The following is a 21,237-nucleotide window of genomic DNA, read 5'->3' as shown; positions in this document are numbered from 1 at the left end:
CAACTTCAAAAGTTTTATGTCAAAATACCAAAGTACCGACAATCAAGCCGCTTTCTGCTGCTGTGGCTCTGGCGTCCGGATCAGGTAATCAAAGGCACCCAACGCCGCATTTGCACCACCGCCCATTGCAATAATGATCTGTTTGTAAGGTGCGGTGGTTACATCACCGGCCGCAAACACGCCGGGCAGAGACGTTTCCCCCTGGGCACCGGTGATAATCTCACCACGTGGGCTTAACTCCAGAGTGCCCTTGAGGAACTCGGCGTTAGGTACCAGGCCAATCTGGACAAAAATACCCGACAACTCAATTGTATTGCTGTTATCCGTTGCCCGGTCGGTGTAACGCAGTCCGGTCACTTTCTCACCATCGCCCAGCACTTCAGTGGTCAGTGCTTCGGTAATGATATCGATATTACCCATGGAGCGGGCCTTGCGTTGCAGCACTTCATCTGCTCTCAGTTTGCTGTCGAACTCCAGAACAGTGACATGTTCAACAATACCTGCCAGATCGATTGCTGCTTCAATACCGGAGTTACCACCACCAATGACGGCGACTTTTTTCCCCTTGAACAGTGGGCCATCACAGTGTGGGCAATAGGCGACGCCTTTACCCCGGTATTCCTGCTCACCGGGCACGTTCATTTCCCGCCAGCGGGCACCGGTAGCGATAACCAGTGAGCGACTGTGCAATGTTGCCCCACTTTCCAGCTCAACCTGAATCAGATCACCGACCTGCTCCGCCGCCACAATCCGGCTGGCACGCTGTTGAGTCATGATATCCACGTCATAGTCGCGGACATGTTCTTCCAGGCTTGCGGCCAGTTTAGGGCCTTCCGTCGCCTTAACGGAGATAAAGTTTTCAATACCAACGGTATCCATCACCTGACCACCGAAACGGTCCGCCACAATACCGGTACGAATGCCTTTTCGGGCACTGTAGATGGCAGCAGAGGCACCGGCAGGGCCACCGCCAACCACCAGCACATCAAACGGTGCTTTTTCAGCAATGGCTTCGGCCTGACGCGCTGCTACCCCGGTATCCAGCTTGTTCAGGATTTCCTGCAGAGAGATACGACCCTGGGCAAACAGTTCACCGTTCAGGTAAACCGAGGGTACGGCCATGATTTTCCGTTCGTCCACTTCGTTCGGGAACAAGGCACCATCGATCATCACATTGGTGATGTTGGGATTCAGGGCTGACATGATATTCAGCGCCTGCACCACATCCGGGCAGTTCTGACAGCTGAGGGAAACGTAAGTTTCAAAGCGGTAGTTACCTTCCAGTGCTTTTACCTGCTCTGCCACGGAATCATCCACCTTAATGGGGTGACCTCCACTGTGTAGCAGCGCCAGTACCAGGGAGGTGAACTCATGGCCCATGGGCAGGCCGGCAAAGCGGATTTCACTGCCCGTTGCCGCCGAGCGAACCAGCATGGAGGGTTTGCGCTCATTGCTGCTGTCTGATTTGGTGACAGATACCTTGTCAGACAGGCTGGCAATGTCGTTGGCCAAGGCGGCCATTTCCGCTGACTTATCGCTGTCGTCCAGAAATACCATCAGCTCAACGGCTGTTTTCAGGTTTTGCAGGTAACTCTGTAACTGGACTTTCATATTTGTGTCGAGCATGGTCGCACCCCTGTTTATGATAAAAATGGTGTCTTACTTGCTTCGATCAGGCTTGTTCTGACCGGGCTTCTCAGACAAGCCTCTGTAAAGCTGACCAGGAATATTGAACAACGGTTTATTCAGTATTCCTGGTCAGCCTTTGAGCCCTGCCCGAACAGGCTGTCCGGGCAGGCTATCAGCGGTAATCTATTACTTAGATCTTGCCAACCAGGTCCAGGGACGGTGCCAGAGTCTCTTCACCTGGCTGCCATGCGGCCGGGCAAACTTCGCCGTCATGCTCAGCGACGTACTGGGCAGCCTGTACCTTACGCACCAGGTCTTTGGCTGAGCGGCCGATGCCCAGGTCGTTGGTTTCGATGGCCTTGATTTCACCTTCAGGATTGATTACAAAGGTGCCACGCAGTGCCAGGCCGTCTTCTTCAATCATCACACCGAAGTTGCGGGTGATGGTGCCGGTTGGATCGCCGATCATCGGGAACTGGATTTTCTTGATGGTTTCAGAGCTGTCATGCCATGCCTTATGGGTGAAGTGGGTATCCGTTGACACGGAGTACACTTCGACGCCCAGGGACTGTAGTTTCTCGTAATGGTCAGCCAGATCACCCAGTTCCGTTGGGCAGACAAAGGTGAAGTCAGCCGGGTAAAAGAAGACCACTGACCACTTGCCCAGCAGGCTATGTTCGGTCACATCGATAAACTCGCCTTTGTGGAAAGCAGTGGCTTTGAATGGCTTGATCACAGTGTTAATCAGAGATTGAGTCATTTGATTTTCCTTTTCGCTTCTCTTGGAGAGTGTTTTCTGGTTTAACGTTTGTCTTTCACGTGATAAAGATTACGGCCAAACCATCGAACATCAAAATTAATTAAAAGAATACCCCTAATAGATTTACTTAATTGACAAAGCCTCGGTTCCCCGAACAAAAAGGCGACAACAGGAACGATTTATGGAAGTCACGGTAGTATCATCCGCAATACTGATTACACTGGGCATACTGGCAGGCATCATCAACACACTGGCAGGGGGAGGTTCCAACCTGACGCTGCCAGCCCTGATGGTCATGGGCATGCCCGCTGATATTGCCAATGCCAGCAACCGGGTTGGCATTTTCCTGCAGAGCCTGACCGGTGCCCTGGGCTTCAGGCAACATAATCGTCTGGAGACTGGAGAGATTCTGCCCATGATGATCCCTACCCTGGCGGGAGGTCTGGCGGGGGCAGTGACCGCGTCTTACAGCCCGGAGTGGGCATTAAAGCCCATGCTGCTGGGAGCCATGGTCACCATGAGCCTGATTATGGTACTGCGGCCAGCCATGATTGTTCCACCTGAAGGCACTGTGCCATTGAAAGTGGCAGACTCACCGAAATCGTGGGTCGGCCTGGCCATAGCCGGATTCTATGGCGGCTTTGTGCAGGCAGGTGTCGGCTTTATTTTGCTGGCGGCGGTATGTGGCGTTCTCCGTTACGATCTGGTGCGGGGCAATGCCCTGAAACTGGTCTGCACCCTGGCTTTTACGGTAGTGGCCCTGGTCGTCTTTATTGCCCGTGACCAGGTGGCCTGGATTCCGGCATTGGTTCTGTCCATCGGCTATATCATTGGCGCACATCTTTCCGTAAAGTTTGCCATTAAGGCCAAACCAGACACACTGAAAAAGCTACTGCTGGTAATGACCGTTTGCGGGTGTTTTGCGGCGTTATTCTTTTAACGAGAAGGTTTTTTAACGGGAACAGGTTTTTTAACGGCAACAGGCAATTAAAAAGCCGGCGTACTGTAACGGATCAGAAGCAAGTTGTTAACCGTAATGCAACCTTCAGTATCCCAGAATACATAGGGGTAGCGGGAATCATCAGCCTCGTATATAAGCAGAGAAGCAAAATGGGGCCCTAAGGAAGGGAGCTTTCCCTGATTATAAGCCCCCATATCGACGGATACGACAAGGGGATCCTCCTTATGCCTGACGACGCCGTTTACATTTTTGTCCTCAGCCAACAGAGATAGCAATGGTTCCAGTGCCTGGTGTAAATGTTGCCGAATCAAGCTAATGCGCAGCGTTTGGAAATCGTATTTTCCATGTAAATTCTGGACATACTTTTTCTGTACCATATCTGGCTGAGGATCATGAGCACACTCTTCTCTTATGTCCGGAAGCGAAATATTTGCACTGGTGGACGGTCTGGAAGCTGAATGAGTCAACAGGCGGATTCTCCTGCAAAGCTCGTCAGCAGAGGTAACAGAACGGCAAACTATTGGCTCGTCACTGGGGGTTTCCAACTTTGCTTCAGCAACACCATCTGAGTCAGGCATTAACGTCGATGTACCTGAACATGCCTCTGAGAAATCATTGATTATATGACCTGAAAAAGACGTACCAGCATTTTTTTCAGCCCTTGAAGATACCTGTTTGCCACTGGCAATCTCACTATCGGAAGGGAGTGACTGCGCCGCCAGGGTGAGCTGAAGTGAAGCAGGTGTATACATTAGCACTCATACCCCCCCATGGGATTTCTTTTGTTAATTTATTCATATCAACAAAGTAGTCAACAAATTCACCACCCGCAGAAAAAATAATGCCCGGCGACGGCCGGGCTTTTCTTTTACAATCACTTTTACAGGCTCAGACAAGCCCCTTTGGTTTTAGAAGCGTTTGGTTACCGATGCGCTGAATACGTGGGCGGTGTTGTTGTATTCGCCTTTGAGGTTCAGGTTTCCTGCGGGGCTTCCATTAGATCGATAGTTTTTCTCATCAATCTCTACTTTGGATCCGAACATATATCCATAAGCAGCATCTACCGTCCAGTCATTGCCCAACTCATACTTGGCACCAAGTGTCAGCCAGTTACGATCACTATCAGGAATCCGAGCTGTTCTGAACTCATCTTTAACTGGACTTTGATCAAATGCATAACCTGCTTTTAAGGTGAGATTATCATCATATTTATAGCTACCGCCAACAGCGAACGCCCACACATTTTTCCAGTTTTCAGGTACATATGTTATTACTGCTGCATCTGAAGGATCACCTCCAGAAACAGGGCCAGTTCCTTGATCAGAACTAATGACCAGCTTGTCAAACCGGCTCCATCGAGTCCATGTTGCTCCGGCCATTACTGTCCACCGATCATCCAGCTCGTGGGTAGCACTGAACTCCAGGGTCTCTGGCAAGGTTATGTCTAGCTTGGCTTTCTCCGTTGCACTACCTCCTAAAGCATTCCAGATAGAACCAGTTCCAGTAGCATCTCCTTTTAGCTTCAGCTTAATACTTGATCTATAGCTAACACCCATGGATGTTGACTCTTGTGGCTGCCAAATCGCACCAATATTCCAGCCATAAGCCACATCATCACCTTTGATCACAACATTATCAGTGGGTGAAAGAGGGTTAACAAAGCGGCTGAGTTCTCCTTCTCCATAGGTAGCGAAAACACCTAAACCCAAAGAGAGCTGATCAGAAAACTTATAGGCGACTGTTGGATGGAAATTAACGATAGTAACTTGAGTTTCATCGGCAAAATATTTCCCTGCCCAGTCGTCATCATAATCTGTGGACGAACCAAATGGCGCATATATACCGAAACCAAACGAGAGCTGATCATCCACAGGCATTGAGAAATAGCCAAATGGGATAACAGAAGTATTCAAAAACTCATCGTTACTACTGCTAGTAGGTCCTAAAGGAGTGGTACCTGTACCCTTAAAATCACCTTTTGGCACAACCACACCGCCACCCACAGTCACCTGCCGCTCTTCCAGCAGTGCAATTCCCGCAGGGTTAGCCGCCAAAATAGAAGCATCTTGCGCATTGGAGTTCCGCCCCGCATAAGCCGTACCTGCTGCAGCCGCTGATGATTCATTCAGAGCAAAACCAGCAGCACCAGCCTGCATGGCCAGTGTCAGTGTCGACAGGGCAAAGAGGGATTGATTGATTTTTTTCATTAGTAATTCCCTTCAGGCACATCTTAAGGTGCATTTTTATTATTGTGCGAATGTCGTGTGACTTTTCGTGATCGGATACTAATACATTTGTTTCAATTTGAAAAGCAATGAACCACCAACAAATAACTACCCAACAAAAACCTACCCACTGCCCACTGCCAACTGCCCACTGCCAACTTTTTTATGTTTCAGCCAAAACCCCTCCCCCAACCCGAGGCACCAGCAACAACCTGGCCAAAGCAGGCAACAACCAAATAGCCCCAACCATATTCCAGGCAAACATAAAGGTCAGCAAAATCCCCATATCCGCCTGAAACTTCAGCGACGAGAAGATCCAGGTACCGACCCCAATGGCCAGTGTCACCCCGGTAAAGGTGACAGCCTTACCGGTTATTTTCAGCGTTGCGTAATAGGCTTCTTCCAGAGACATACCCTGCCTCATAAAACTCTCTAAACGACTGTAGATATATATTCCGTAATCCACGCCAATCCCCACACCCAGGGCAATAACCGGCAGGGTCGCCACTTTCACACCGATCCCAAGGTAGGACATCAGCGCCTGACAGAGCACCGAAGTCAGCCCCAGTGGAATAATAATGCAGAGCACCGCTTTCACAGAACGGAAGGTAATAAGGCAGAGAATACTGACCACCGCATACACCCAGAACAGCATTTTATTCTGCGCCTGGGCAATAATCTCATTGATGGCCGCTTCTACTCCGGCATTACCGCTGGCCATCACAAACTGGAACTCTTCGGTGTTATTGATAGCAGCAAACGCCTGAGTTGTCTGAACCACCCGCTCCAGTGTTTCGGCCTTGTGATCATCCAGGAACAGGATAATCGGTGCACTGGAACAGTCGGCATTAAACAGTGCAGCCGCATTCCCCACCGAGTTGTTCAGCACATAAGGATTACGGGAGAGGCTTTGCCATTTCAAACTTCCTTCATTCAGCCCTTTAATCACCTGCTTGGACACGGTGACCAGCGAGAGCGCAGACTGAACCCCCGGCACATTCTCCATATGCCACATATATCGGTCGATGGCATCCATCACCGGATAACGGCTACAACCTTCGGGCTGAGTTTCCAGATAGGTGACGAACAGATCGGCACTGGTGGCGTAATGGCTATTAATAAACAGGTTATCCAGGTTGTAGCGGGAGTCCGGATGAAACTCCGGGGCACCGGGGTCAAGGTCACCAATTTTCAGGTCAGTTGCCTTGTAAGCGCCCGCAGCAAAGCCCAGCAGGGCAATCAGGATAGACACCGGCATTACCTTCGGGCTGGCCAGTTTGGCGACCACTTGCCAGACCCGGGACTCCTTCTGCTGGCTCTTTCTGGCATGGTCAACGGAGCGTTTGCTGACTGTGATAAACGACATCAGCACAGGCAGCAGAACCAGGTTGGTTAAAATGATGGTCGCAACCCCGATACTGGCGGTAATCGCCAGATCCTGAATCACCTGAATATCAATCACCAGCAGGGTAAGGAAACCGATGGCATCAGAAATCAGTGCCACCATACCGGGAATATACAGGGTTCGGAATGTCCGGCGGGCAGCGGTCAGGGCGTTTGCCCCCCGGGCCGTTTCGGCACTGATACTGTTAATGATCTGGACACCGTGGCTCACGCCAATGGCAAACACCAGAAAAGGCACCAGGACCGAGTAAAGATCAAGACCATAGCCAAGGGTAGCCAACAGACCCATCTGCCAGACCACCGCTATGATGGACGTCAACAGCGGAATAAAAGTGCTTTTCAGACAGCGGGAATAAAGGAATAACAGGAGGCTGGTAACGCCAAGGGCGATAATAAAGAACCAGACAATGGCTTTCACACCCTCAAACAGATCCCCAAAAATCTTGGCAATTCCGGTAATATGCAGATCAACACCCTGTGCCGCATATTTGCTGCGCAGTACTTCCAGCTGGGCAGAAAGGTGCTGGTAATCCAGGCTTTCGCCGGTTTCCGGATGTTTCTCAAACAACGGGGCACTGACGATACTGGAGCGGAAATCGTTGGCAATGATCCTTCCGACCTGGCCGGATTTCAGAATATTTTCCCGAAGCTGGTCCAGGCTGGCCCGACTGCCGTCATAGGTGTCAGGAATCACCGTCCCACCGGTAAAGCCTTCTTCCGTTACTTCAATCCAGCGAACCGATGGCGTCCAGAGGGACTTCAGATTGCTTCGATCAACCCCCGGAAGATAAAACACTTCATCATTAATCTGCTTGAGCAACTCCATATACTCAGCGGAAAAAATATCGCCATCCCGGGGAGCCACCGCTATGCGAATGGTATTTCCGGAGTTGCCCCCCTCTTCCATGTGACGAAGCATATTCTGGATAAAAGGGTGTTCCAGTGGCACCATTTTCTGGAAACTGGCATCCATCCGCAGTCCGGTCACCAGCTGCCAGGTGAGAAACAGTGATACCAGCAGGAACAACAGGCAAACCCGCAGACGATTATTGAAAATCATCCGTTCCACTATTGGTTCGCTGCCTTCTCTGGATAGAGAGGATTGGGATGAATGATGAAAAGACGACATAACTGGCTGCCCCGGATTTTTTAATTATTTTTATGGTCTGGTTCAAACACGTTCACAGTCGTACAATATAAAACCGTTTAAAGCTGTTTTTACTCCAACACCCTGCCTTCCAGGGTCATCCGGTAGGCACCACCCTGGCCAACAACCACAATAAACCCATCGCTGCTGGGTGCCAGTGCACTCAGTGTCATCCGGTCCGGCCGGTGTGAAACCGACAGACCACTGTTGGTACCTGAAGCCAGCTCCGCGCCAGACCCGGTCAGTACCGCCCCGGAATTGCCAACCAGCGCAATACTGCCATCGGTCAGTTTGGTGGAACCAAACAGGGTTTGATCGGTACCGGAGCTGAGTGGTTGCCAGGTCTCCCCGAGGTCCGCACTCTGATAAATATTCCCCCGCAAACCATGAACCAGAACACGACCATGCCCGCCACTTACACCAAACCAGGAACCTTCATACGGGCTCTCCAAAGTTACCCAGGAATGGCCCGCGTCAGAAGAGCGAAAGAGGATACCGGCCTCACCGGCCAGAAACAGGTTGCCCTGACCATCGTCGTTAATAGCGTTGTAGTGAAACTCATCGTCATTGGCGATACGGTCATCGATAAATTCCCAGCTCCTGCCGCCGTCTACCGTTTCAATAATGTAACCGTACGCACCCACGGCAAAGCCGTGAAGGCTGTCGCTAAACCATACATCCAGCAGTGGTACTGTTGCCTCACGATCAACATACACCTGTTGCCAGGTTTCGCCACCATCTTCTGTCTTCAGTACTATGGCATCGTGACCGACGGCATAGCCAATCGTTTCTGAGGGAAAGTGCACCGCCGTCAGCATTTGCATGGTTGGCACACTGGCCTGCTGCCAGCTGACCCCGTGATCATCGGAGTAGACAATGTGACCACGCTCACCGACAGAAACCAGCCTTACACCACCATCAGTGCGGGTCACATCCAGTAGAAGACTGTTGGCTGCCTTTATGGACTGGACCGCCGGGCGGTCAACAGGAGACTTTGAAGGTAAGGCATACACCGATTCGGCTGACAAGATTGCAACAGACAGTAATACGAAAGACAGAATGGCAACAGACAGTAATACGAAAGACAGAATGGCAACAGGCATACGACTTCCCTTCTTTTTATATTATTTTTTTAGTGAGACGAGTATAAACAAACATTATTGAACAGCGAAGTATATCCGGGTGCAGATAGTGAAAATAAAACGATTGTGGATAAAAAAAGCCATCTGCCCGCTTGAACATGTTGTGTTCATTGCAGGGTATCGCTGCCGATAGCAACCAGCTTTGTCAGCGGCTGTTGAGCATAATAAACGGCAATTTGTGTTAGTATACGGCTGCTTTAGCCGAGCCAACGGTTTTATATTTGCAAAAAACAATAAAAAAAGGCACCTGTCATGAATAATAAACAGCTCGTCCTATCAAGGCACCAAGGTGGCAACAGCCCCTGGCAGGAGAACACAGAATGATTGACACTAACGACTTTGTCGGCGTCTGGGCTCTTGAGGAATGGTCCGTTACCCACAAACCATCCGGCTATGTTGTCTACCCATTTGACGGTAATTCCGAAGGCCATATTATCTACACTGAAAACGGTTGGGTATCAGCCACACTGATGGAAACAGATCGTCCACCCGTACCGCAGGATCGTCGCCATCTGTTTGCCGCTCGTATGCAACTCGCCCCCCCGGCAGGTATCCAGGCACCAGAATTGACCGCTGAAAAACAACAGAAGTTTGATCGACTGAAAGAACTCTTCTGCCGCTCCGGCATGGGTTATGTTGCCTATTGTGGCCCATTTACTGTGAACGGAGATATGGTACAACACCATATTAAAAACAGTCTGATACCCCAGTGGACAGGTACTGTTCTGGAAAGAAAGTATGAGTTTGACGGTGACCTGCTAACCCTCAGCGCCACCGATGGTGACTTCGCCGATAAGCTGGTGTGGAAACGCACGGCTTAATCATTGCCATCGATTTACATGCCAAAAGCTGGGGTCATGTAACCAGCGCTGCTATTGTGCCGCCGGACGAATGGGGCGAATTCTTGTGGAAGCCGGCACCTTATTCAGGAAGCCGGCTTAAATCGAAACCTCAGAGGCTCTTGGTGACTACTTCATAAACATCAGAAGAAAGGCCGGGCGTTGCTTTAATTCTCTCCAATGCCTTACGCATACGTTCACGACAGCCAGGCTCAAATTTACGCCAGCGGGTTAAAGGCGTCATCAGCCGTGCAGCAATCTGCGGGTTTTTCTTATCAAGATCCAGCAGCTGATCCGTCAGAAACTCATACCCCAGGCCATCCACACGGTGAAACTGCTTCATATTGCCGGCAAAACCACCCAGCACAGAACGCAGTTTATTCGGACTGGTGGCATCAAAAATCTCATGCTGCATCAGTGCCAGAATATGTTCCAGGGTTCCCAGTGATGGGCTGGCGGCCTGTACCGACAACCACTGGTCCATAACATTGGTATCATCCTGATAACGTTCCAGGAAATCCGCCAGCACTTCGTCAATCAGCTCACGATTCTGACAGCCAGCATTAACGATACTGACCAGTGCCGCAAAACGATCGGTCATATTGGACGCGCCGTGATACTGTTGCTCCGCCAGCGCCAACATGCTTTTATCATCCAGACTGGTCAGATAGGACAGGCTGATATTTTTCAGCGTGCGTTCAGCAATATCTTCTGCTTCAGGTCGGTAAGGCTTATTGATGCTTAAAGAGCGCCACAGAGTTTCCAGCGACTCACGGTGCGCAGAGGCAATCGCATTCTTGACGGTCAAGCGTGCCTGATGAATAAACTGCGGGTAAACCTCAATCGCCTGTTCCGCCAGGGACGCTTCTGATGGCAATGACAGCATCTCGGCTTTTACCGCCAGATCCAGTGACTCATCGGTGATAATCGTCCCAAACGCCTTGATCAGGCTTTCATCCGGGCTGCACTCCCGGCCCTGTTCCAGGGCCGCCACCATTTCATCAATCACACCACTGGCCAGGCGCTGGCTGGCATCCCAGCGGTTAAAGTGATCACTGTCGTTTTCCATCAGGAACAGCAGGTCATCACGGGAGTAGTCATAACGGACCCGCACCGGCGCAGAGAACCCTCTTAATATAGAAGGCAGTGGGCGCTCTTCTATATTGTCAAAGGTGAATGTTTCCTTTTCCTGTTTGACATCCAGTACCTGATCGGTGTCTCCTGCGTTATTAAGCGGCAGATCCTCACCTTCTCCGTCCAGCAGGCCAATACGTACCGGAATATGGAACGGCAGCTTTTCCTTCTGCCCCGGTGTCGCGGGACAGGATTGCTCAATGGTCAGGCGGTACTGCCTGTTCTCTTCATCGTATTCATCACTAACCTTAAGTACTGGCGTACCTGCCTGGCTGTACCAGCGACGGAACTGCCCCAGGTCGCGACCAGAAGCATCTTCCATGGCTTTGACAAAATCTTCGCAGGTCACGGCCTGACCATCATGGCGGGCAAAGTAAATATCTGACCCTTTACGGAAATCCTCTGGCCCGAGAATACCATGGATCATCCGTACGACTTCCGCCCCTTTTTCATAAACGGTGACGGTGTAGAAATTGGAAATCTCAATAAACGACTCAGGTCTTACCGGATGCGCCATCGGCCCGGCATCTTCGGCAAACTGGGCGGTACGGAGAATATTGACATCCTCAATGCGTTTTACCCCCCGGGAGTTCATATCCGCGGAAAATTCCGAATCCCGGAACACGGTAAAACCTTCTTTCAGGCTCAGCTGAAACCAATCCCGGCAGGTCACCCGGTTACCGGACCAGTTGTGGAAATACTCGTGGGCAACAATCGCTTCAACCCGCTGAAAGCGGGCATCTGTCGCCGTTTCCGGACTGGCCAGCACACAGGCTGAATTAAAGATATTCAGCCCTTTGTTTTCCATGGCACCCATATTGAAATGATCAACGGCGACGATCATGAAAATATCCAGATCGTATTCACGACCATAGACCTGTTCATCCCACTTCATGGATTTCTTCAGAGAGATCATGGCATGATCGCACTGGTCAATATTGTGCGCTTCGGTAAACAGCCTCAGCGTCACCTCACGGCCACTCATGGTGGTAAAGTGATCTTCCACATACTGCAAATTACCCGCGACCAGAGCAAACAGGTAACTTGGTTTTTTGAAGGGGTCTTCCCAGGTGACAAAGTGCCTGCCATGGTCCAGTTCGCCACGTTCAATATCATTACCATTGGAGAGAAGCACCGGATACGCTGCCTTGTCGGCGGTGATTCGGGTGATAAACCGGGACATCACATCAGGACGGTCCAGGTAGTAGGTAATCTTGCGAAAACCTTCTGCCTCGCACTGGGTACAAAACATACCATTGGATTTATAGAGCCCTTCCAGGGAGGTGTTTTCCTGGGGCCTGGTGCGGCAGACGGTTTTTAAAGTGAACGCTTCTGTGGGTGCGGCAATCCTGAGAAAACCATCCTCTTCCCTGAAGTCCGTGAATGGCTGGTCATCCATTTCAAGAGAAAGAAGTTCAAGGTCATCCCCCACCAGTACCAGCTCAGGAAGCTTGTTCTCCTGAACGTTTTCTGCCGCGCTGGCTGACGGGTTATCAGGATTACGACGAATACTCAGCACTGAGGTAACCATCGCATGGTCTTCAAAGAGATCAAAGGTCAGGTTGGTCTGATCAATCCAGTAGTCAGGTGCCTGATAATCTTTCAGGTAAATCGCTTTTGGTTGCGAGTCTTTCATCTTGTCCATCCTGTTGTCTTTTTCATAAGCGTTTGCACAGGGACTGTGATTAATTAACAGCCACGCTCACCTGATAGGCGGTATGTTTACGAATATTGACCACACCATGATCAAAAATCAGATACTGTCCCTTGATACCCAATAGCGTGCCTTCAATCAACGGCTCCTTGTCAAAGGATCGGGATGTCACTTTGGCGGGGTATTCAATCACCGGGTAATCAATATTCAGTACGGCAGAAGAGTCGATATCTACTGACTTGACACCTGCCAAAGGTTGTATCGCCTGAAGGCCAAATTGCTCCTGCAATGCGGTAATCCGACTATGGTTCATGTCCAACAGTTCCCGGGCGGTGTCCTGCAGGTCCAGAGGGTCAGCGGGCCCCTTCAGCATAGCCCTCCAGTTGGTCCGGTCATTGATAAATTCCTTGAAAATCACTTCCAGCAGCCCCGATTGCTGACGGGTCGCCACGCGAATAAATGGCATGGCCTGCGTGGCACCCTGGTCAATCCAGCGGGTTGGCACCTGGGTTGACCGGGTAATGCCAACTTTCAAACCGGATGAGTTGGCCAGATAGACGACATGATCTGTCATACAGAATGTTTCTCCCCAGGCGGGATCACGGCAAGTGCCCTGATGATAATGGCACTTTTCCGGGCTCATAATGCAGCTGTCACACTGGGGCAGCTTTTTAAAACAGGGATAGCAGAAGCCCTGGTTAAAACTCTTTTTGGTTTTCCGGCCACAGTGGCAGCAATGAATTTCCCCCTGGTACTGCATGGACAACTTTTGTCCCAGCAGCTCATTCAATGGCAGCAATTGATCGCCAACGGGCAGTTGGTAGGTAACCTGGCTCTTGCTGCTGTCAGTCCCGGTCAACAGGTCTGAATGCATTTTGCTGAGAGATCCGGTGATGGTACTTTCGGACACAGTTGTACTCTTGTGTAGGGTAAGAACGGCCCTGTTATTAACCAACAGAGCGACATCAACATAAATAGAGAGTCTTTAGTTCCTGAAACGAAGGATGGTGGCCTCTTCAGCAGAGCTGTCCTCTTTAGAAGATGTACCACCGGATTTGCACTTGCCGGGCATATAGCCGACCCGTTGTGACTCTGGCAAGTGTTCGTGTTCATAAACAATCACCGCCTGCAGGCTGACATCCCGTTCTTCTTCCGTCATGGCCCGTCCATCAGGCCACTTACCCAGTTCCAGCGCCAACTTCAATGCCTGATGGATAGCAGGCGTCATCTTCTCCAGAAAAGCATCTAACTGCATGGTATCGAATCTCAATCCTTTTCTTTAAACAGTAAACCGGCAATGGCACCCAGCAGACAACCTGCCACAAGGCCTCCGGTATGTGCGGCATTGGCCATATTACCAAAGCCAATAGTACCCAGAACGCCGGTATAACCGACCACCAGCCAGGTCAGCATAAAGCCGTAGTAAAATGGCGGGAGTCCAAACTGCCAGTTCAGGTCTACCTTTTCCCGGGTCATGCAATACCCCATCAGGCCGTACACCACACCGGAAAAGCCGCCAAAAATAGTTTCATCGCCCCCCCAGAAGTACTGGGTAACATTGGAAATCACCGCAGTAAAGACGATGATGGCCAGCAGATGAATACCCCCCTGACGAGTCTCCAGCCGACAGCCAAAAATATACAGAGCCAGCATATTGAACGCCAGATGGCTCAGGCCAAAATGAAGAAAGATTGGACTGATCAACCGCCAGTACTCCCCCTGCTCAAGCCCCATGCCAAAACTGCCAAAGTAGAGATAACCATTAGCCACCTCGAAGGGAATAAAGGAGAACCAGGCTATTGCCTGCCAGTTTGCACCGGCCCGGGTGATCAGCGCGACCACCATACAGGCCACCATCAACAGCAAGGTGACCGGTATGCTCTGCCAGGGAATGCTCTTGAGCAAGGCACCCGCATTCACACCGGGCCTGGGGGGCGCTGCCAGCACTTTTAAATCACCGGACTGCCACTGCTGGTAAAGGCTGGTGACAATACGGGACTTTTCCTCATTCTCAGTCCAGACCACCTGTTTGCCTGACTCTTCTGTGACCTTATGGGGAATCCCCCGGGCATAGAGAAAGTAGGATAGGTCGCTCAGGTCGATGTCTCCGGGGAGTTCCAATGCCCTATGCATAATGTGACAAAAGTCCTTGAATTAACAGCGCTCTTCCTGATAGTTCCAACGCAACTTGGAACGACAGGACTCATAAAAATTATGGTTCAGAGGGTGCAGCAGTTTTAAACGCTGAGACTTCTTATGAATCGTGATTTCATCCCCCGGTGCCGAGGTGATATGAATCTGTCCATCACAGCTGATCTGCGGGGAAATGGTGTTTTCATGGCGAATCACCAGTTTCAGCTCGCTATCGCCATCCACCACCAGGGGACGGTTGGTTAACATGTGGGGGTACATGGGCACCAGAACAATGGCATCCAGCCTCGGGTGCATAATGGGACCACCGCCGGACAGCGCGTAGGCGGTTGAACCGGTTGGCGTGGCAATAATCAGTCCATCAGCCCGCTGCTTATAGACGAACTGCCCATCGATATACAGTTCAAACTCAATGATTCGGGTCGACTTGCCGGGGTGCAGCACTACATCATTCAGCGCATCCCCCTGGCCAATCACCTTGCCCTGGCGGCGAACCCGGGCCTCAAGAAGAAAACGACTCTCGGCCAGGTAGCGTCCCTCAAGCACTTCTGCCAGCTGGTCATCCAGCTCATCCGGGGAGATATCGGTCAAAAATCCCAACCGCCCGCGGTTGATACCGATCACGGGAATATCGTACAGCGCCAGTGTGCGGGCAGCGCCCAGCATACTGCCATCACCACCCACCACGATCACCAGGTCACACTGCTGCCCCATTTGCTCACGGCTGATCATGGAAAAGGAGTGACCTGGCAACAGACCGTCCAGCTGTTCATCCAGAACTACGGTCACCCCCCGCTGCTGCAGAAAGTCTGCCAGATGTCTTAGAGTATCCTCCACCTGAATACGCCCCTGGCGGCCGGTTACTCCGACAATTTTGAAGTGTTCCATAAACTCAGTGATGTCGCCTTAGAATGTGAGTGAGTATACGTTAGTCATGAACAGATTTTTACATCAAAGCATACATCATACTCTTCAACAGGTTCTACAACAGACAACAGAGGTAAGATCCACTCAAAGAAAGCCCGGCATAAGATCATTTGATGCAAATCAGAATCCGGGACAAGCTCGTTCAGTTAACCTGAGGCGACGATATCCCTGATTGTCTTGAATCGTTGCTTAAGACGCTATCAATAGCCTGTGTAACATAGGTCTCGAAGTATTCCCGTTTGCCATTTTCCAGTACCACGTAGAGTCCGGAAATATCATCGCCCCAGGTCTCCATCAGCAGTTTTTTTTTGACCTCATCACTGAAGGCCATGATCAGACTCAGGTAATCCCTGACACACGCCTCATGGCCATTTTGCAGCGCCTTGAACAGCCCCGTAAAACCCTTACCGGATTTCGCCAGCAGCAGATCCAGTTTGATCTCGTCGCTGAAGGCGCTGTCCATCACCCGCCCACAGTAACTCTTGACGCACTCACCATGGCCATTTTGCAATGCCTCGAAGAGCCCGGGAACACCATCGTTGGATGTCGCCCTCAGCAGGTTCTGTTTGATCTCGTCACTCAAGGCGCTGGCCAGGACCCGATCCAGGTAACGCCTGACGCACTCAACGTAGCCATTTTGCAGTGCCACGTAGAGCCCGGGTAACCCCTTGGGGGATGTCGCCATCAGCAGATTCTGTTTGACCTCGTCGCTCAGGGAGCTGGCCAGGACCTGATCCACGTAACTCTGCACAAACTCCTCCTGGCCGTTTTCCAGTGCCATGAAGAGCCCGGGATAACCACTGTCGGATTTCGCCATCAGCAGATTCTGTTTGGCCTCGTCGCTCAGGGAGCTGGCCAGGATCCGATCCACGTAACTCTTGACGCACTCCCCATGGCCTTTCAGCAGCGCCACGCAGAGCCCGGGAAAACCCTTGGGGGATTTCACCATCAGCAGGTCCTGTTTGGCCTCGTCGCTCAAGGAGCTGGCCAGGACCCGATCCACGTAACTTTTCACACACTCAACATGGCCATTTTGCAGTGCTACGTAGAGCCCGGGAAAACCATCGTTGGATTTCGCCCTGATCAGGTCCTGTTTGATCTCGTCACTCAAGGCGCTGGCCAGGACCCGATCCAGGTAACTCGCGACGCACGCACTATGGCCATGTCGCAGTACCTCAAGGAGTCCGGGAAAACCCTTGGGGGATTTCGCCATCAGCAGGTTATGTTTGAACTCGTCGCTGAAGGGGCTGGCCATGACACAATCCAGGTAATTCCTGACGCACTCAACATGGCCATTTCGCAGTGCTGCGTAAAGCCCGGGATAACCCCTGGGGGATGTCACTATCAGCAGATTCTGTTTGACCTCGTCGCTCAGGGAGCTGGCCATGACCCGATCCAGGTAACTCTTCACGCACTCCCCTTGGCCGTTTTGCAGTGCTATGTAGAGCCCGGGAGAACCACTGTCGGATTTCGCCATCAACAGATCCTGTTTGACCTCGTCGCTCAAGGCGCTGGCCAGGACCCAATCCAGGTATTTCCTGACGCACTCCCCATGGCCCTTTTGTAATGCTATGTGCAGTCCTGGTACACCATGGTCATTTTTAGCCATCAGGGCAATCTGTTGATTATATGGATCAAGCCGGTTCAGTTGCCCCATGAATTGATCCACCATTGGCGACGAAAAATGTCCATTCCTGAGCATTAAAAACAGGATGGACGAATTCATATCCGCCAGAATCCTGACCAACGAGTTACCGGCCCGGCTCTCAACCGTTGTCGTGGTTAAACATCCACCAAAGGAAAGCTTGGGGAAATATAATTTGATTGAATGAGAATTCGGGAACAGGTGCTCTATTTTAATCGCCTTCAGGGTTTGCAGGTCAGGGACGATAAGCCGTTGGACTCTCAGGGTGTCGTTGGGATCATAACAGGCCAGCTTTATTTCCGGTCGCTCAGGCGACCAGTTTATCTTTAGAGCCATCAAATGGTTCATTGACGAAAACAGATAGGTTTTATTTTGTTCGCTATCGACCAGCTGCTGTTGACAAGCTGCATAAAGTGCCTGGCCCAAGCCAGCCCGGTCAAAGTAATAACCTTCCTGTGCCGTTTTATAGCCATCAGCCGCAGTGTCATTCAGGGCCTGATCCATTTTAATACCGCTGTGACGGGAAATTTTATCAAGCCGATCAATGGACGTGAATTTGCCAACCTCTTTCGTGCCAAACTTGCCTGTAGCAAACGCATAGGCCAAATGCCTGCAAGTAATCGGTTTATGATCAAAGAGATTGTTCGCCCTGCCGTTGAACCTTCTCAGGTCGCCCTTTGACAGGTATTGCAAAATCCCGGAGGGATTAACAGCCAGGGCCTCTGTCGAGGATTCTATGGGTGTATTGCCACTATCCAGGGGCTTATCCACCTGAAACAGGTAAGTGCGTCCCTGATGGTTAAGTTGTTCAATTTTACGGCTAATCAGAGATGCATGTTGGGGAACATTGGCAGACTTGCTTTTCTTTTCACCGGGAATGTTTTTTGGATCAACGGACTTAATAGCTCGCGAAAATCCATTGAGGATTGTCGCTTCATTGACAGATTGAGAATCCTTCTGTGGTGTTCCAGCAAATGAGCGAGGAGGATTCTGCCTGATACTATACATAGGCTCTCAGGGTAGACATTAAGGCCAATAAAGCAGTATTTACAGTGCAGAACTCATCCTGAACAGCCACAATAAAGCTTCGAAACCATTATCAAGACTGAACAAGGTTACTGAAGCTGCTATAGATAACCTCTGTAACATAGGTCCTGAAGCATTCCCGTTTGCCATTTTCCCACACCACGTAGAGTCCGGAAATACCATTGCCCCGGGTCGCCATCAGCAGGTTTTGTTTGACCTCATCGCTGAAGAGACTGGCCATAACCAGACTCAGGTAATCCCTGGCGCACGCCTCATGGCCATTTAGCAGCGCCTTAAACAACCCCGGAAAACCCTTGTCGGATTTCCCTATCAGCAGATTCAGTTTGACCTCGTCGCTAAAGGGGCTGGCCATCAGCCGATCCCAGTAAATCCTGACGCACTCACTATGGCCATTTTGCAGTGCTATGGAGAGCCCGGGAAAACCACTGTCGGATTTCGCCCTCAGCAAGTCCTGTTTGAACTCCTCGCTGAAGGGGCTGGCCATCACTCGATCCCAGTAAATCCTGACGCACTCACCATGGCCACTTTCCAGTGCTACATAGAGCCCGGGAAAACCACTGCCGGATTTCGCCCGCAGCAAGCCCTGTTTGACTTCGTCGCTGAAGGAGCTGGCCAGGACTCGATCCAGGTAACTCTTCACGCACTCCCCGTGGCCAGTTTTAAGTGCCACGCAGAGCCCTGGAAAACCACAGTCGGATTTCGCCATCAGCAGGTCCTGTTTGACCTCCTCGCTAAAGGAGCTGGCCATCACCCGATCCCAGTAAATCCTGACGCACTCACCATGGCCTTTTTCCAGTGCTACGTAGAGCCCTGGGAAACCCCTGTCAGATTTCGCCATCAGCAGGTCCAGTTTGACCTCGTCACTGAAGGGACTGGCCATCACCCGATCCCAGTAAATCCTGACGCACTCACCATGGCAGTTTTGCAGTGCTATGCAGAGCCCGGGAAAACCCCTGTCGGATTTCGCCATCAGCAGGTCCTGTTTGACCTCCTCGCTGAAGGGGCTGGCCATCACCCGATCCCAGTAAATCCTGACGCACTCACCATGGCCATTCTGCAGTGCTACGTAGAGCCCGGAAAAACCACTGTCGGATTTCGCCATCAGCAGATCCAGTTTGACCTCGTCGCTGAATGGGCTGGCCATCACCCGATCACAGTAACTCCTCACGCACTCCCCGTGGCCGTTTTGCAATGCCAGGCAGAGCCCGGCGAAACCCCAGTCGGATTTCGCCCTCAGCAAGCCCTGTTTGACCTCCTCGCTGAAGGGGCTGGCCATCACCCGATCCCAGTAAATCCTGACGCACTCACCATGGCCGTTTTGCAACGCCACACAGAACCCGGAAAAACCCTTGGGGGACTTCGCCATCAGCAGATTCAGTTTGACCTCGTCGCTCAGGGAGCTGGCCAGGACCCGATCCAGGTAACTCACCACACACTCACCATGGCCATTTTGCAGTGCTACGTAGAGCCCGGAAAAACCACTGTCGGATTTCGCCATCAGGGCAATCTTTTGATTATATGGATCAAGCCGGTTCAGTTGCCCCATGAATTGATCCACCGTTTTCGAAGAAAAATGTCCATTCCTGAGCATTAAAAACAGGATGGACGAATTCATATCCGCCAGAATCCTGACCAACGAGTTACCGGCCCGGCTCTCAACCGTTGTCGTAGTTAAACATCCCCCCAAAGAAGGCTCGGGGTAATATAATTTGATTGAATAAGAATCCGGGAAAAGGTGCTCTATTTTAATTGCCTTAAGGGTTTGCAGGTCAGGGACGATGAGTCGTCGGACTCTCAGGGTGTCGTTGGGATCATAAAAGGCCAGTTTTATTTCCGGTCGCTCAGGCGACCAGTTTATCTTTAGAGCCATCAAATGGTTCGGTGACGAAAACAGATAGGTTTTATTTTGTTCGCTATCGACCAGCTGCTGTTGACAAGCCGCATAAAGTGCCTGGCCTAAGCCAGCCCGGTCAAAGTAATAACCTTCCTGTGCAGTTTTATATCCATGAGCCGTGGTGTCATTCAGGGCCTGATCCATTTTAATACCGCTGTGACGGGAAATTTTATCAAGCCGATCAATGGACGTGAATTTGCCACCATCTTTCGTGCCAAACTTGCCTGTAGCAAACGCATAGGCCAAATGCCTGCAAGCAATCGGTTTATGATCAAAGAGACTGTTCGCCCTGCCGTTGAATCTTCTCATGTCGCCCTTTGATACGTATTGCAAAATCCCGGAGGTATTAACAGGCAGGGCCGAAGACTCTGTGGTTGTATTGCCACTATCCAGGGGCTTATCCACCTGCAACAGGTAAGTGCGTCCCTGATGGTTAAGTTGTTCGACTTTACGGCTAATCAGAGATACATGTTGGGGAACATTTACTGACTTACTTTTCTTTTCACCGGGAATGTTTTTTGGATCAACAGACTTAACAGCTCGCGAAAATCCAGTGAGGATTGTCTTGACAGATTGAGAATCCTTCTGAGGTATTTCAGCAGATGAACAAGGTGGATTCTGACTGATATTATCCATAGTACATTATTTCGATGATTTTGATGTGTACAATCTCCGCTC

The 21,237-nt window shown here is 50.9% G+C and carries 15 protein-coding genes; 2 read left to right on the top strand and 13 right to left on the bottom strand.

Annotated elements, in window-relative coordinates; all coding sequences use genetic code 11:
- Positions 1-42 precede the first annotated feature (42 nt).
- Both ahpF and ahpC read right to left on the bottom strand, forming a co-directional pair.
- Positions 43-1,626 (bottom strand): alkyl hydroperoxide reductase subunit F, encoded by a 1,584-nt coding sequence (gene ahpF / locus ACO6V1_RS02145; protein WP_422446063.1) that lies wholly within the window; start codon positions 1,624-1,626, stop codon positions 43-45.
- Positions 1,627-1,819: 193 nt separating this feature from the next.
- Entirely contained in the window at positions 1,820-2,389 is a 570-nt protein-coding gene (ahpC, locus tag ACO6V1_RS02140) for an alkyl hydroperoxide reductase subunit C (RefSeq protein ID WP_422446065.1), read from the bottom strand.
- Between the two features lie 181 nt (positions 2,390-2,570).
- Between ahpC and ACO6V1_RS02135 the strand changes: the two genes are divergently transcribed.
- Positions 2,571-3,329, top strand: a complete 759-nt coding sequence (locus ACO6V1_RS02135; RefSeq protein ID WP_422446067.1) for a sulfite exporter TauE/SafE family protein — start codon at positions 2,571-2,573, stop codon at positions 3,327-3,329.
- 47 nt (positions 3,330-3,376) lie between these two features.
- Here ACO6V1_RS02135 and ACO6V1_RS02130 read toward each other — a convergent pair whose 3' ends face one another.
- The 4 genes from ACO6V1_RS02130 to ACO6V1_RS02115 form a co-directional block, all read right to left on the bottom strand.
- Positions 3,377-4,102, bottom strand: a complete 726-nt coding sequence (locus tag ACO6V1_RS02130; RefSeq protein WP_422446069.1) for a hypothetical protein — start codon at positions 4,100-4,102, stop codon at positions 3,377-3,379.
- Between the two features lie 156 nt (positions 4,103-4,258).
- Positions 4,259-5,557, bottom strand: a complete 1,299-nt coding sequence (locus tag ACO6V1_RS02125; RefSeq protein WP_422460708.1) for an OmpP1/FadL family transporter — start codon at positions 5,555-5,557, stop codon at positions 4,259-4,261.
- 181 nt (positions 5,558-5,738) lie between these two features.
- Positions 5,739-8,108, bottom strand: a complete 2,370-nt coding sequence (locus ACO6V1_RS02120; RefSeq protein ID WP_422460706.1) for an efflux RND transporter permease subunit — start codon at positions 8,106-8,108, stop codon at positions 5,739-5,741.
- 89 nt (positions 8,109-8,197) lie between these two features.
- Positions 8,198-9,229, bottom strand: a complete 1,032-nt coding sequence (locus ACO6V1_RS02115) for a YCF48-related protein (protein ID WP_422446073.1) — start codon at positions 9,227-9,229, stop codon at positions 8,198-8,200.
- 359 nt (positions 9,230-9,588) lie between these two features.
- On the opposite strand from ACO6V1_RS02115, the gene ACO6V1_RS02110 reads away from it, so the two are divergent.
- Complete coding sequence (locus ACO6V1_RS02110) at positions 9,589-10,089, top strand: lipocalin-like domain-containing protein (RefSeq protein WP_422446075.1); 501 nt, start codon at positions 9,589-9,591, stop codon at positions 10,087-10,089.
- A 130-nt stretch (positions 10,090-10,219) separates the two neighbouring features.
- Here ACO6V1_RS02110 and pepN read toward each other — a convergent pair whose 3' ends face one another.
- The 7 genes from pepN to ACO6V1_RS02075 form a co-directional block, all read right to left on the bottom strand.
- Positions 10,220-12,877, bottom strand: coding sequence for an aminopeptidase N (gene pepN / locus ACO6V1_RS02105; protein WP_422465613.1), 2,658 nt, complete (start codon positions 12,875-12,877; stop codon positions 10,220-10,222).
- Positions 12,878-12,926: 49 nt separating this feature from the next.
- Positions 12,927-13,805, bottom strand: a complete 879-nt coding sequence (locus tag ACO6V1_RS02100) for a DUF2797 domain-containing protein (protein WP_422465611.1) — start codon at positions 13,803-13,805, stop codon at positions 12,927-12,929.
- Between the two features lie 75 nt (positions 13,806-13,880).
- Positions 13,881-14,150 carry a YeaC family protein gene (locus ACO6V1_RS02095; RefSeq protein ID WP_101747473.1) on the bottom strand — a complete coding sequence of 90 codons (270 nt, stop codon included), beginning with the start codon at positions 14,148-14,150 and terminating at the stop codon, positions 13,881-13,883.
- A gap of 11 nt (positions 14,151-14,161) precedes the next feature.
- Positions 14,162-15,028: a rhomboid family intramembrane serine protease gene (locus ACO6V1_RS02090; RefSeq protein ID WP_422465609.1), complete on the bottom strand. Its 867-nt coding sequence runs from the start codon at positions 15,026-15,028 to the stop codon at positions 14,162-14,164.
- A gap of 21 nt (positions 15,029-15,049) precedes the next feature.
- Complete coding sequence (locus tag ACO6V1_RS02085; RefSeq protein WP_101747476.1) at positions 15,050-15,934, bottom strand: NAD(+) kinase; 885 nt, start codon at positions 15,932-15,934, stop codon at positions 15,050-15,052.
- A 181-nt stretch (positions 15,935-16,115) separates the two neighbouring features.
- Entirely contained in the window at positions 16,116-18,626 is a 2,511-nt protein-coding gene (locus ACO6V1_RS02080; RefSeq protein ID WP_422465607.1) for a ShET2/EspL2 family type III secretion system effector toxin, read from the bottom strand.
- Positions 18,627-18,717: 91 nt separating this feature from the next.
- A complete protein-coding gene (locus ACO6V1_RS02075; protein WP_422460696.1) occupies positions 18,718-21,195 on the bottom strand; it encodes a ShET2/EspL2 family type III secretion system effector toxin in 2,478 nt (825 codons plus the stop codon).
- Between the last annotated feature and the right edge of the window lie 42 nt (positions 21,196-21,237).

This window comes from Endozoicomonas sp. ALC013 (genome assembly GCF_049310205.1).
Lineage (GTDB): Bacteria > Pseudomonadota > Gammaproteobacteria > Pseudomonadales > Endozoicomonadaceae > Endozoicomonas.
Note: the sequence above shows the minus strand (reverse complement) of the source record. Positions and strands in the feature narration are given on the sequence as shown.